This window comes from Leclercia sp. UBA5958 (assembly GCF_002430365.1).
In the GTDB taxonomy this organism is placed as follows: domain Bacteria; phylum Pseudomonadota; class Gammaproteobacteria; order Enterobacterales; family Enterobacteriaceae; genus Enterobacter; species Enterobacter pneumoniae.
The window spans coordinates 1-12,729 of record NZ_DJCE01000007.1 but is presented as its reverse complement, the minus strand read 5'-3'; the positions used below and the strand labels follow the sequence as shown (position 1 = coordinate 12,729).

The following is a 12,729-nucleotide window of genomic DNA, read 5'->3' as shown; positions in this document are numbered from 1 at the left end:
TCATGAGTTCCTGGCTGGAAGAGAGGAGTGGGTTGCCGCGTGTTCGAACAGCGCGCGGCGTCGCAAAAAGGCTGCCGATGGCGGTGCTATCTGAATAACACTGCGATCGCGGTTGATCTCCTGCCAGCGGTGGCAGGCCACCTGACGTCCACCTTCCAGAACCTGATCGATCGGCTCTACCTGGCGGCATTCATCCGTGACGTAAGGACAGCGAGTGTGGAAACGACACCCGCTGGGGGGATCCGCCGGATTCGGCAAATCGCCCTGTAGCAAGGGGGTATCGCGCTGGGCACCCGGCTGCATCTGCGGAGCAGAGGCAATCAACGCCTGGGTATAGGGGTGCAGCGGCGCGTCAAAAATTTCATCTACCGTCGCCAGCTCGACGATCTGCCCGAGGTACATGACGGCTACGCGGTCGCTCATGTGGCGGATCACCGCCAGGCCGTGCGCCACGATAACCATGGTCAGACCCAGCTGATGTTTTAGACTTTCCAGCAGGTTGACCACCTGCGCCTGAACCGAGACATCCAGCGCCGAGACAGGCTCATCCCCCAGCAGCAGCTTTGGCCCGGAGGCCAGTGCGCGTGCGATCCCGATACGTTGACGCTGCCCACCGGAAAACTCGTGGGGATAGCGCTCCGCCCAGGCGGCCGGTAATCCAACGGTTTTTAATAGCTCCACCACCCGGTGTTGACGATCGGCTTTTTTCATATCCTGATGCAGCCACAGCGGCTCACCGACGATCTGCTCCACCGTCATGCGCGGGTTTAGCGAGGCAAAGGGATCCTGAAAGATAATTTGCAACTCACGACGCAGCTGGTTCAGACGGGAACCCGAAGCATGGGTGATCTCCTCGCCCTGATAAAAAACGCGCCCTTCACTCGCCGCCAGCAGACGCAGCAATAGACGGCCCAGGGTCGATTTACCCGAGCCCGACTCGCCGACTATCGCCAGCGTTTCGCCAGGCATAACCGAGAGCGAGACCCGATCCACCGCGGTGACAAAGCGCTGTGGGGCAAAGAGCTTTTTCGGCCCGGGGAAGAGTTTGCTCAGATCGCGAGCTTCCAGAATGGGTGTGGTCATGCAATTTCTCCCAGGGCGATGTGCTGCTCAAGCGGTACGCGGAAACAGGCAACCTGATGGCCCGCACCCTGCGTACTGAGCTGCGGTTTTTCGTTATGGCAGCGAGTCTGCGCAAACGGACAGCGCGTGGCGAAACGACAGCCCACAGGCATGGATTGGGGCAAAGGTACCGCACCAGGAATGGTCGAGAGCTGGCCTTTGCGGGCCCCCATCGAAGGGATAGAGCCCATCAGTCCGATGGTATACGGGTGTTGCGGGTCGGCAAAAATCGCCTCAACGCTCCCCTGCTCGACCACCTGTCCGGCATACATTACGGCCACCTGCTGCGCGACCTCCGCCACCACGCCAAGATCGTGGGTGATCATCAGCACGGCGGTGCCGGTCTCGTCTTTAAGGGTGTTTAGCAGCGTCAGGATCTGGGCCTGAATAGTCACGTCCAGCGCGGTCGTTGGTTCATCGGCAATCAGCAGACGCGGATGGTTGATCAACGCCATCGCAATCATCACGCGCTGGCGCATGCCACCCGAGAGCTGATGCGGATACGATTTCAGGCGCATTTCTGCCGCCGGGATCTGCACCTTTTCGAGAATCTGCCGTGCAACGGCCATCGCATCAGACTTAGAAACCTTCTGATGACGCATGACCGCCTCGCTAAGCTGATCGCCCAGGGTAAAGGCCGGGTTGAGCGAGGTCATCGGCTCCTGGAAGATCATCGCCATTTCGCTGCCGCGCAGGTCGGCGTATTCACGCGCCGAGAGTTGGCGCAGATCATGGCGTCGAAACTGCATCTCACCGCTAACAATTTGCGCGCTTGAGGGGAGCAGCCCCATTAGCGCCAGCGACGTAATGCTCTTTCCGCAGCCTGATTCACCCACCAGCGCCAGGGTTTTCCCCGCTTTAACGCTGAGTGAAATACCGTCCAGTACGCTGACCGGCGAGCCAGCGAACTTGACGTTGAGATTATGCAGACGCAGAACTGGCGCGGTCTCCTTAAAAGGGATTGTCGTCATAGCAGGGGAGCATCCTCAAGGTTGATCGCCTGGATCAGGGCGGTTTGCAGACTCAGCAGATGCTCGCGCATAGCGGCAGCAGCTTCGTTGGGCTGGCGATGAATGATCGCCGTGATGATTTTGTGGTGATGGTCGTTATAAACGTCGACGCGCTCCGGCGTACGCGCCATTTCACGCAGATGCTGCCAGGCAGGATCACGTCTGACGGCATCGATGGCGTCAAAGAGGCCAAGCATCAGGCGATTACCTGCGGCTTCGGCGATGGCGCGGTGAAAGGCGCTGTCCCACAGTTCATTCAGATCGCGGTCGTCCGGGCTGACCTTGTCGATACGTTCAAGCATGCGCTGCATCAGCGCGAGGTTTTCCCTGGTGGCACGCAGTGCCGCAAGACGGGCTAAGCCGGGTTCGAGCTGCAGACGGGCTTCCATGACCTCCAGCAAATTGGTCTGCTGAACCAGCCCCTGCAAGGCTAAGGGTTCAACGGGTGCAGCGGGGCCAATAAACGTGCCCTTGCCCTGCTTGCGCCAGATACGCCCTTCCTCTTCCAGCACATCCAGCGCACGACGAACTTCCCGTCGCCCTACGCCGAGTTTTTCCGACAGCTCACGTTCAGTGGGCAGCGGAATGCCTGGTGTTGACTCATGCTGGTTGATAAGCCCGCGCAGTTGCTCAAGCGCGGTACTGGAATTTGCCAGAAATCCGGACGTTTTTTCCATATTGGTTCGCCTGCTTTCATCATTACTTTATTTTTATTAACAATAAGTTATTGATATAGATTTTTACTTATTGCCTTAATGATTAAGCAATTAACGAACCAATTACGCATTGGTTCAGGAAATTTCTGGGATCGCTCAGATAAGATGATGATAAAAAAAGGGTTATTTCTTTACAGAAATGTTACATCGAGAAACGAATAAAAAGCACCTGGACGATAAAATGCACAATAACAGTGCAAATATTGCACCAAAAAGCTGCAATTGTTAATAAATTGCACCATTTAAATTAATTAAATGTTAACAAAAAGGAATGGTGAGATAAGAAAGAGAGGGGATAGAAAGGACAGACAGAGTAGAAACGACGAAGGCCTGAATCATTTCTGATTCAGGCCTTCTGAATGTGGCGGAACGGACGGGACTCGAACCCGCGACCCCCTGCGTGACAGGCAGGTATTCTAACCGACTGAACTACCGCTCCGCGTTGTTCCCTTGGGAACGAGGCGAATATTACGGTCTGCCTCAGAACCCGTCAATGCTTTTTCTCTTGTTTTTAATCGTTTGCTGCAAAAATCGCCCACCCGATGATATTAACAGCAAAAAAGCAGGTTTTATGCCCGCCATAGGCAGCTCCCACCCTTCTTTTGCACCAGATCGAGACGTGATTCGTGATTTACCAGCTCCTCATCACCTGCCCGTATAACCCGCAGATTGCTCGCCTGACGAACAAGACGCTGAATGCCGCCTTCGTTTTGCTGCTGCTGTGCGTCATTATCACTGCCAAACTTTAACAGCGTTTGACCACCGGTCATCGTTAGCCAGACATCGGCCAGGATTTGGGCATCGAGCAGTGCGCCGTGCAGCGTTCGCTTGGTGTTATCGATTTCGTAGCGCGAGCACAACGCATCCAGGCTGTTACGCTTGCCCGGGAACATTCTTCTTGCCAGCGCCAGGCTGTCGGTCACCTTACAGAAGGTATCCGTTTTAGGAATGCCGCGATTAAGCTTACTGAACTCATAGTCCATAAAGCCGATATCGAACGATGCGTTATGAATGATCAGCTCCGCGCCGGTGATGTATTCAAGAAAGTCGTCGGCGACGTCAGCAAAAGTGGGCTTATCGAGCAGAAACTCATCGGCGATACCGTGAACGCCAAAGGCTTCAGGATCAACCAGCCGGTCTGGCTTGAGGTAGACATGGAAATTGTTGCCGGTAAGACGACGGTTGATGACCTCGACCGCCCCGATCTCGATTATCTTGTGGCCTTCATAGTGCGCCCCGATTTGGTTCATACCGGTGGTTTCAGTATCGAGGACGATCTGTCGTGTAATTGCAGTGCTCATAGCGGTCATTTATGTCAGACTTGTCGTTTACCGATCGTTTCAAAACAGGAAGTCTACCAGAGATGCGTAAACAGGTAGAAATTTTCACCGATGGATCTTGCCTTGGCAATCCCGGCCCTGGCGGCTATGGCGCGATTCTCCGGTATCGCGAGCATGAAAAAACTTTCAGTGAAGGCTACCGGCTCACCACCAATAACCGCATGGAGATGATGGCGGCTATCGTGGCGCTGGAGGCCTTAAAAGAGCATTGCGATGTGGTGCTCAGCACCGACAGCCAGTATGTGCGCCAGGGGATCACCCAGTGGATCCATAACTGGAAAAAACGCGGCTGGAAGACAGCAGATAAAAAACCCGTTAAGAACGTCGATCTGTGGAAACGTCTTGATACCGCACTAAGCCAGCACCAGATTACCTGGGAGTGGGTTAAAGGCCATGCGGGACATCCAGAGAACGAACGCTGTGATGAGCTGGCGCGGGCAGCGGCAATGAATCCGGTTCATGAAGATGTGGGTTATCAGCCGGAGGCGTGATCAAGGCTTCCGGTATTGCCGGGTGGCACCCACGGCCTGACGCAGCGGCGTTTTGCTTTTGCTCTGTTTCATCGGATTAAGCGTGAGCGGGATAGTCCGCTTGCGCGCCACAATGACCTGCATGCAGCCCAGCGCCGGGAAATGCGTGCTAAGCAACTTCCCTCCCCGCCGCGTCCAGGGTAAAACCTGGAAACCGCTGTGATACATCACTTCAAAGTTGAGTAATGAGAGCCAGTCCAGCTGGCGCATCATCGTAAACATGCGGCTGTTATAGGGCGGTGTGCGACGCAATACGGGCACCAGCTTGCGCAGCCCCATCAGACTCATCGGGTTGAAACTGCTTAAAATCAGCCAGCCATCATCGATAAGCACCCGATCGGCTTCCCGCAGAAGACGGTGAGGATCGCCACACCAGGGTAAGGTATGCGCCAGCAGACAAGCATCGACAGACTTTTCGGCAAAAGGCAGGTGCAATGGATTGGCTTTGACTTGTAGCGGCTGACCAGCCAGAGAGACATTCACCTGGTGCGAAATAGCACAGCATTCCGAGTTGATTTCCGCGCTTAAATTGCCAATCTTAAGCAGGTGAAAACCATACATTTTTGCAAACCAGGGTTTGAGTTGCTGCTCGAGCGCTTCGCGGTAGTATTCACCCCAGGGCAAATCGGCCCATCGCTCCGGTGGTGAGACTGTCTGAGGTATCCTTGCCGGTTTCATCAACACACCCGCTACGTAGTCAGAGGTAATAAATGAATCTTATCAGTATTCCCGCGTTTCAGGACAACTACATCTGGGTTTTGACCGATGATACAAACCATTGTGTGATCGTTGATCCCGGTGAAGCCGCGCCAGTTCTGCAGGCGATTGAGGAGAACCAGTGGCAGCCTGACGCCATTCTGTTAACGCATCATCATCATGACCATGTGGGCGGCGTGACGGCGCTGCGCGCTAAATTCCCGCATCTTGTGGTATATGGCCCCGCTGAAACGCAAGATAAGGGTACGACACGCTTAGTAGAAGATGGCGATAAGATCCTCATACTAAGGTCGGAGTTTTCCGTAATTGCTACACCAGGTCACACTTTGGGACATGTTTCTTTCTTCAGTTTCCCTTATATTTTTTGCGGTGACACGATGTTCTCTGGCGGCTGCGGAAGACTTTTTGAAGGTACACCAGCCCAGATGTATCAATCATTCCAAAAAATAAATGCGCTTCCTGACGAGACGTTAATTTGTTGTGCGCATGAATATACATTAGCAAATATGAAGTTTGCCCGACACGTTCTGCCTGAGGATCAAGCGATAAACGATTACTACCATAAAGTTAATGAGTTACGTGCAAAAAACCAAAAAACACTCCCTGTTATTCTGAAAAATGAACGTAAAGTTAATGTTTTTCTACGAACGGATGATCCTGTTTTAATTGATAAAATCAACAAAGAAACAACTGTGCAACACCCTGAGGCCTGTTTCGCATGGTTGAGGGCTAAGAAAGACAACTTTTAACAATTGCGGGTTGCCTTTTCAAAAATTGGTCGTTATCATCGCTCGTCTTTTAAGCAACTATTGACACACACATGAAGGCAAAAGCGATTTTACTCGCCTCTGTCCTGCTTGTGGGTTGCCAGGCGTCTCAGAACACTGGCAACGTACAACAGCACGCACAGAGCCTTTCTGCAGCTGGTCAAGGGGAAGCAGGGAAGTTTACAAGTTCGGCGCGATGGATGGACGATGGGACGTCATTTGCGCAGGAACAGGACTTGTGGGCCTCTATTGGCGACGAGCTAAAGATGGGAATTCCGGAAAACAGCCGGATACGCGAACAGAAACAGAAGTATTTAAGAAATAAGAGCTATCTCCACGATGTAACTTTACGGGCAGAGCCGTATATGTACTGGATAGCCGGGCAAGTTAAGAAACGTAACATGCCGATGGAGCTGGTACTCCTACCCATAGTGGAGAGCGCTTTTGACCCACACGCAACGTCTGGTGCCAATGCCGCAGGTATTTGGCAGATCATACCGAGCACAGGGCGCAATTATGGTTTAAAACAGACTCGCAGCTACGATGCGCGTCGTGATGTGGTCGCCTCAACTACGGCCGCTCTCGATATGATGCAGCGTCTGAACAAGATGTTTGATGGTGACTGGCTGCTAACTGTCGCGGCTTACAACAGCGGTGAAGGTCGTGTACTGAAGGCAATGAAAGCGAATAAAGCGCGTGGCAAACCCACGGACTTTTGGTCGCTTCCACTGCCACGGGAAACCAAACTGTATGTCCCAAAAATGCTGGCTTTGAGCGATATTCTCAAAAACAGCAAACGTTATGGGGTGCAGTTACCGACTTCCGACGAGAGTCGGGCACTGGCGAGAGTGCGTCTGAGCAATCCTGTAGAACTTAAGCAGGTTGCCGATATGGCGGGCATCTCGGTGACGAAACTGAAAGCCTTTAACGCTGGCGTGAAGGGTTCGACGTTAGGTAACAGTGGTCCGAAATACGTACTGGTTCCGCAGAAGCATGCAGAACAGTTACGTAATTCGCTGGCGTCTGGTGAAATCGCTGCGGTGCAGTCAACCCTGCTCGCCGATAACTCACCGGTCAGCAGCCGTAGCTATAAGGTTCGTTCAGGCGATACGCTTTCGGGCATCGCTTCACGACTCGGCGTGAGCAGCAAAGATTTGCAGCAGTGGAACAATCTGCGTGGTTCAAACCTGAAGATAGGTCAGAACCTGACCGTTGGCGCGGGTACTAGCGCGCAGCGTCTTGCCCGCAACAGCGATAGCATTACCTATCGTGTTCGCAAAGGTGATTCGCTCTCCAGTATCGCGAAAACGCACGGCGTAAATATCAAAGATGTGATGCGCTGGAATGATGATACTGACAACCTGCAGCCAGGCGACCAGTTGACGTTGTTTGTAAAAAACAACGCAACGCCAGACTCCTGATAACAGGCGCAGAAAGAAAAAGGCACCGATTCCCCTCGGTGCCTTTTTTTATTTAGCTGGCCTTTTGCGCCTCAGCAAACAGGGTATCGCTGGTAAAAGAGCCGTCACTTTCCAGTTCGAAGTACGCTTTCACTTCAGCGGATGCGCTCTGCTGATAGAGTCGAATCGCCTGGCTCAATGCTTCTGGCGTGCGCATTCTGGCGATCCAGGAGCTGAACTCCAGCGGTAAGCGATCGGTCACCATCGTGCGAGCTATTAATCCCGCTTCGGTCATCCACGTTAACCATTCGCCGCTACTGTAGTTACGTACGTGCGAGGTATCGCGCAGCGCTTCGACGGTCTGTAACCAAATATCACGTACCGGGTGGCCTGGCGCCATCACGTCCATAATGATGAAAATACCGCCAGGTTTCAGTACCCGCTTAATCTCGCGCAACGCCTGTCCGACGTCATGCCAGTGGTGGGCTGAATAGCGGCTGATCACCACGTCGAAGCTCCCCTCTGCAAACGGCAATGATTCTGCATACCCTTGTCGGGTAGTCACATTGGTCAGCCCTTTTTCCTTTGCTGCCACGTTAACCACATCGAGCATCTGGCTGGATAAGTCATATGCGGTCACCCCTGCAACCTGCCCGGCGGCAATAAAGCTGGCGTGCCCTGCCCCACAGCCTAAATCCAGTACCTGGGCGTCTGGAAATGAGGCGAGACGCTCGCCCAGACGCACTAAATCGCGTCCCGACGCGTGTACTGCACTTGTCAGATAAGCGCTTGCCTGTGAACCGAACTGTTTTTCTACGTTGTCATGATGGGATTGTGTTGTCATCGTACTGTCCTTTGTTGTTAGAAAAAAGAAAGGGCAGCACCTCACCAGCACAGGTCTGCCCCACGGCAGACCTGACGAACCATTACTTCTCAGGTTTGCCGGGACTGAATTCAACTAGTAGAGGATTATGGTCGGAAGCGCGCGTAACCAGTACAGAGGCTTCGTGCACGTTCAAACCACGATAGAAGACGAAATCGAGAGGACGACCGAACGCTTTGCGGCGCTGATCATCGGTAAAACGCACTTCGCGCAGTGACATTTCACGGGCAAAGCGATACAGCGCATTCATCCGCGGGCGGCTCCAGGCATTGAAATCCCCGGCCATGATAATCGGCCCGCTATGGTGAGCAATTTGATCGCCTATTGGGAGTAACTGCTTACTGTAGACATCGACGCCCAGACTGAAATTCACGGCGTGTATGTTTACGACCATCAGTAAACGGGTGTCAGGCAATGGGTAGACCGTGACCAGTGCCGATTTGGCCAGCCGCAAAATAGGCTCTCGCTCGCGAAGCGGGCAACAGTAAACCGGGTGTGCAGCAGAGAGCGTCATCACGCCGGAGGGATGCTGCGGCAGGACAAAGGCCGGAACCTGATCGGCAGCCAGATAGTTTGTGGTAGCGAATCTGACCAGCTCAGGGGTCGTTTGCGCCTCCTGCAGTAACACCAGATGCGCATCCTTGCCGAAGTTCTTCAGAACAGATAACCATTCGGCGCGTTGCTGCTTAAAAATGTTCCACACCAGCACGCGAATTTTTTCGTCGCTGCTTAACGGCGCACCGGCTGGCAATGCCTGGCCGATAGTCGCAAACGAGCCCGGAGGTAAAATTCTCTCCGCTGGCTGTCCGGCTACATAGCGCATGGCATAGGTATTCTTTCGCACTGTTGAAAACGGCCTCAGTCTCATGGACCGCCCAAAAAACGGGCGGGTACTATTGTTATAAGGTTTTCAGGTCACACTTTCAATGCAATGGGTGAGAAACATTTAATGGGTTTATGAAAGCTGCCGCATAACCGTTGATAGTCCTGATGCTTCATCAGGACTATCACTTCGCTAAACCAAAAGGATCAAATGATTGACTAGCCTTCAGACGCATTTTTCAGAACGGGGCTGTCGGTCTTATCCAGACGGCCGCTGATGCCAACCAGCACCAATGCAGCCAGAACAATAAGGGAACCTATCCATGGCGTTTGCGCCAACCCAGCATGCTGTACCGTTTGTCCGCCAACTATCGACCCCAGTGCGATACCAATATTGAATGCCGCGATATTCAGGCCAGATGCCACATCTACCGCGTTCGGGGCATACTGCTCCGCTTTCTGCACGACATAGACCTGCAGGCCCGGAACATTACCAAAGGCAAAAATCCCCATGACCAGTACGGTTGCCAGCGCGGCATATTGAATCGACGCAGTAAACTGGAACACCATCAGTAATATCACCAGGGCTGCAAAAATAATCTTCAATGCCGGCACTGCACCCTGTTTATCCGCAAGTTTACCGCCCCAAATATTGCCTATCGCGACAGAGACACCATAGCCCAGCAGGATCCAGCTCACTGCGCTGGGGGAAAAGCCAGCCAGGTTCTGCATCATAGGTGTTAGGAAGGTAAACGCCGTAAACACGCCACCATAACCGAGGGCGGTAATGACATAAATGATCAACAGTCGCGGGTGTGTGAGCACTTGCAGTTGCTCACGCAGTGTCGCCGCTGTACGACCCGGAATATTTGATGGGATCAATAACACACTGCTCACTAACGCAATGACGCCCAGTAAAGAGACCGCAAGAAACGTCTCACGCCAGCCGAAGTGCTGCCCAATAAAGGTCCCCAGCGGTACTCCCGTTACCAGCGCGACCGTTAATCCGCCAAACATAATGGCAATAGCCGATGCGGCTTTCTCTTTCGGCACTAAGCTTGTCGCTATGGTTGAACCAATCGAGAAGAACACCCCATGAGCCAGGCCGGTAAGCAGGCGCGCAATCACCAGCGTCGTATAATCTGGCGCCTGCCAGGCAAGCATGTTCCCGGCGGTGAAAAGTACCATCAGCCTTATGAGCAACTGCTTTCTCGGCAAACGGCTTGTGAGCGCGGTCAGGACTGGCGCGCCGATAGCGACGCCGAGCGCATAGATGGAAACCAACAACCCCGCTGAAGGCAGCGAAATAGCAAGTTGTTCGGCGATGGTAGGGACTAAACCTACGATAACAAATTCGGTCGTGCCAATTGCAAAGGCACTGATCGTCAGGGCAAGTAATGCCAGTGGCATAATAACTCCGTCTCATCAGGATTAAGATGACACGTAGTATGCGTTAGTGCTTAAATAACAAAAATGGTCAAAGTATCAATATAATTTTGCGGAAATAGCAACAATGAAAGCAACCTCAGAAGAGCTGGCAATCTTTGTCGCCGTGGTCGAAAGCGGAAGCTTTAGTCGTGCTGCGGAGCAGCTTGGGCAAGCCAACTCAGCAGTGAGTCGGTCAGTGAAGAAGCTTGAGATGAAGCTTGGCGTCAGCTTGTTAAACCGCACGACGCGGCAACTCAGCCTGACGGAAGAGGGAGAGCGCTATTTCCGCCGGGTGCAGTCCATACTGCAGGAGATGGCAGCGGCAGAAACCGAGATCATCGAGAGCCGTAACACACCGCGCGGGTTATTACGCATTGATGCCGCCACGCCGGTCGTACTGCATTTCCTGATGCCGCTAATCAAACCTTTCCGTGAACGTTATCCTGAAATGACGCTTTCGCTGGTCTCCTCAGAGACATTCATTAATCTTATTGAAAGAAAGGTTGATGTCGCCATTAGAGCGGGTACATTAACCGACTCCAGCCTCCGCGCTCGCCCTCTGTTTAAAAGTTATCGTAAGATTATTGCTTCTCCGGCCTATCTTAAAGAATTTGGCGAACCCGCAACGGTGAACGATCTCAAACAACATATGTGCCTGGGTTTTACCGAGCCTTTGTCCCTTAATACGTGGCCGCTAGCCTGCCATGACGGGCAGCTACATGAAATTGAGTGTGGATTGTCTTCCAACAGCGGAGAGACGCTAAAACAGCTCTGTCTGGAGGGAAATGGAATCGCTTGTCTGTCTGACTACATGATTGATAAAGAAATAGCCCGAGGCGAGCTGGTAGAGTTGATGGCAGATAAACGTCTGCCCGTTGAGATGCCTTTCAGTGCCGTGTACTACAGCGACAGAGCGGTAAGCACGCGGATCCGCGCCTTCATTGATTTTCTGAGTGAACGTATAAAAACAGCTCCCGAAGGAGCTGAGTAAGGGTTCAGAGAGCCAGAAAACATTAATCCCAGTCTGGCGCTAATCCTTCCGGACTCACCAGACGATCGTTGCACTCTAGCGCCGCGATCGCTTTTCTATCTTCGTCATCCAACTTGAGATCCTGCGCCAACAGGTTGCTCGCCAGATTCTCACGTTTAGTCGAGGAAGGGATCACCGCGAATCCTTCTCCTAAAGCCCAGGCCAGAATGATCTGAGCTGGTGTCGCATTATGTTTGTCGGCGATACGAACTATAACGTCATCTTTTAGCGCTTTACCGTAAGCCAGGGTCATATAAGAGGTGATATGGATACCGTGCTCTTTTGCCCAGCTCACTACTTTGCGATTCTGCAGATAGGGCGATAATTCAATCTGATTCGTTGCAATATTCTCCGCGCCTACGGCTGCAATGGCTTTTTCCATCAGTGGAATGGTGAAGTTAGAGATGCCGATCTGGCGGGTCAAACCCTGTTCTTTCGCTTCCAGCAGTGCCTGCATGAACGTTTCGATAGAGACCACATCGTTTGGCGAAGGCCAATGGATTAGGGTCAAATCAACGTACTCAGTACGCAACTTCTTCAGACTCTCTTTAAGGCTTGGGATCAGCTTTTCTTTGCTGAGATTCTCGGTCCAGATTTTGGTGGTGATAAAAAGCGCGTCACGCGGTATACCGCTCTCTTCAATGGCCTGGCCAATGGCCGCTTCATTATCATAAATCTGCGCCGTATCAATGGTGCGATAGCCCAGTTCAAGGGCAGTTTTTACCGACGCGATAACAACGTTGTCTTTCAGACGGAAAGTGCCCAGACCAAGTGCAGGGATAGTCATGTCATTCCTCATAAATCATTTTGTTATTAAGTGAGGAAGATTATCGCTGCTGTCGTTATGCAGAAAAAGATCGTGAAACGCAGAGGATTTTTGCTGTTCAAGCAATAATAATAGCGCGGACGAAAAAAAAGCCCTGAGCATCTGCTCAGGGCTTTCAATAAGTGGCGGAACGGACGG

General features: G+C 52.6%; 12 protein-coding genes, 1 tRNA gene and 1 pseudogene. 4 read left to right on the top strand and 10 right to left on the bottom strand.

The annotated features are described in order from the left end of the window. The 5 genes from B2Q93_RS09515 to dnaQ all read right to left on the bottom strand — a co-directional run bounded on the left by B2Q93_RS09515 (nucleotide 1) and on the right by dnaQ (nucleotide 4,149). Nucleotides 1-1,083: an ABC transporter ATP-binding protein gene (locus B2Q93_RS09515; RefSeq protein WP_046886703.1), complete on the bottom strand. Its 1,083-nt coding sequence runs from the start codon at nucleotides 1,081-1,083 to the stop codon at nucleotides 1-3. After that, entirely contained in the window at nucleotides 1,080-2,093 is a 1,014-nt protein-coding gene (locus B2Q93_RS09510) for an ABC transporter ATP-binding protein (protein WP_286932681.1), read from the bottom strand. The genes B2Q93_RS09515 and B2Q93_RS09510 overlap by 4 nt, the downstream gene beginning before the upstream one ends. Continuing rightward, nucleotides 2,090-2,809: a FadR/GntR family transcriptional regulator gene (locus B2Q93_RS09505; RefSeq protein WP_040077049.1), complete on the bottom strand. Its 720-nt coding sequence runs from the start codon at nucleotides 2,807-2,809 to the stop codon at nucleotides 2,090-2,092. The genes B2Q93_RS09510 and B2Q93_RS09505 overlap by 4 nt, the downstream gene beginning before the upstream one ends. Nucleotides 2,810-3,210: 401 nt before the next feature. Continuing rightward, nucleotides 3,211-3,287: transfer RNA gene (locus B2Q93_RS09500), tRNA-Asp, on the bottom strand. A 130-nt stretch (nucleotides 3,288-3,417) separates the two neighbouring features. Then, a complete protein-coding gene (gene dnaQ / locus B2Q93_RS09495) occupies nucleotides 3,418-4,149 on the bottom strand; it encodes a DNA polymerase III subunit epsilon (RefSeq protein WP_040077050.1) in 732 nt (243 codons plus the stop codon). On the opposite strand from dnaQ, the pseudogene rnhA reads away from it, so the two are divergent. Further along, nucleotides 4,103-4,679, top strand: a pseudogene (rnhA, locus tag B2Q93_RS09490) (ribonuclease HI). The gene dnaQ and the pseudogene rnhA overlap by 47 nt on opposite strands. On the opposite strand, the gene B2Q93_RS09485 reads toward rnhA, so the two are convergent. Further along, on the bottom strand, nucleotides 4,680-5,396 hold the full coding sequence (locus tag B2Q93_RS09485) for a class I SAM-dependent methyltransferase (RefSeq protein WP_046886700.1): 717 nt from the start codon (nucleotides 5,394-5,396) through the stop codon (nucleotides 4,680-4,682). 32 nt (nucleotides 5,397-5,428) lie between these two features. Between B2Q93_RS09485 and gloB the strand changes: the two genes are divergently transcribed. Beyond that, entirely contained in the window at nucleotides 5,429-6,184 is a 756-nt protein-coding gene (gloB, locus tag B2Q93_RS09480) for a hydroxyacylglutathione hydrolase (RefSeq protein ID WP_286932679.1), read from the top strand. A gap of 71 nt (nucleotides 6,185-6,255) precedes the next feature. Beyond that, complete coding sequence (mltD, locus tag B2Q93_RS09475; protein WP_286932677.1) at nucleotides 6,256-7,623, top strand: murein transglycosylase D; 1,368 nt, start codon at nucleotides 6,256-6,258, stop codon at nucleotides 7,621-7,623. Nucleotides 7,624-7,675: 52 nt separating this feature from the next. Here the strand turns inward: mltD and B2Q93_RS09470 are convergent, their stop codons facing one another. The 3 genes from B2Q93_RS09470 to B2Q93_RS09460 all read right to left on the bottom strand — a co-directional run bounded on the left by B2Q93_RS09470 (nucleotide 7,676) and on the right by B2Q93_RS09460 (nucleotide 10,717). Beyond that, complete coding sequence (locus tag B2Q93_RS09470) at nucleotides 7,676-8,446, bottom strand: class I SAM-dependent methyltransferase (RefSeq protein ID WP_286932676.1); 771 nt, start codon at nucleotides 8,444-8,446, stop codon at nucleotides 7,676-7,678. 82 nt (nucleotides 8,447-8,528) lie between these two features. Then, nucleotides 8,529-9,329, bottom strand: coding sequence for an endonuclease/exonuclease/phosphatase family protein (locus B2Q93_RS09465; protein ID WP_046886696.1), 801 nt, complete (start codon nucleotides 9,327-9,329; stop codon nucleotides 8,529-8,531). 197 nt (nucleotides 9,330-9,526) lie between these two features. After that, complete coding sequence (locus tag B2Q93_RS09460) at nucleotides 9,527-10,717, bottom strand: MFS transporter (protein ID WP_286932674.1); 1,191 nt, start codon at nucleotides 10,715-10,717, stop codon at nucleotides 9,527-9,529. Nucleotides 10,718-10,820: 103 nt separating this feature from the next. Between B2Q93_RS09460 and yafC the strand changes: the two genes are divergently transcribed. Beyond that, nucleotides 10,821-11,726: a DNA-binding transcriptional regulator YafC gene (yafC, locus tag B2Q93_RS09455; protein WP_046886694.1), complete on the top strand. Its 906-nt coding sequence runs from the start codon at nucleotides 10,821-10,823 to the stop codon at nucleotides 11,724-11,726. Nucleotides 11,727-11,748: 22 nt separating this feature from the next. On the opposite strand, the gene dkgB is transcribed toward yafC, so the two are convergent. Next, entirely contained in the window at nucleotides 11,749-12,552 is an 804-nt protein-coding gene (gene dkgB / locus B2Q93_RS09450; protein WP_286932672.1) for a 2,5-didehydrogluconate reductase DkgB, read from the bottom strand. Nucleotides 12,553-12,729 lie beyond the last annotated feature (177 nt).

Coding starts and splice junctions, on each gene's coding strand:
- dnaQ (WP_040077050.1), bottom strand. CDS start 4,149: ATGAGCACTGCAATTACACGACAGATCGTCCTCGATACTGAAACCACC.
- B2Q93_RS09470 (WP_286932676.1), bottom strand. CDS start 8,446: ATGACAACACAATCCCATCATGACAACGTAGAAAAACAGTTCGGTTCA.
- B2Q93_RS09485 (WP_046886700.1), bottom strand. CDS start 5,396: ATGAAACCGGCAAGGATACCTCAGACAGTCTCACCACCGGAGCGATGG.
- B2Q93_RS09515 (WP_046886703.1), bottom strand. CDS start 1,083: ATGACCACACCCATTCTGGAAGCTCGCGATCTGAGCAAACTCTTCCCC.
- B2Q93_RS09510 (WP_286932681.1), bottom strand. CDS start 2,093: ATGACGACAATCCCTTTTAAGGAGACCGCGCCAGTTCTGCGTCTGCAT.
- mltD (WP_286932677.1), top strand. CDS start 6,256: ATGAAGGCAAAAGCGATTTTACTCGCCTCTGTCCTGCTTGTGGGTTGC.
- B2Q93_RS09460 (WP_286932674.1), bottom strand. CDS start 10,717: ATGCCACTGGCATTACTTGCCCTGACGATCAGTGCCTTTGCAATTGGC.
- B2Q93_RS09505 (WP_040077049.1), bottom strand. CDS start 2,809: ATGGAAAAAACGTCCGGATTTCTGGCAAATTCCAGTACCGCGCTTGAG.
- gloB (WP_286932679.1), top strand. CDS start 5,429: ATGAATCTTATCAGTATTCCCGCGTTTCAGGACAACTACATCTGGGTT.
- dkgB (WP_286932672.1), bottom strand. CDS start 12,552: ATGACTATCCCTGCACTTGGTCTGGGCACTTTCCGTCTGAAAGACAAC.
- yafC (WP_046886694.1), top strand. CDS start 10,821: ATGAAAGCAACCTCAGAAGAGCTGGCAATCTTTGTCGCCGTGGTCGAA.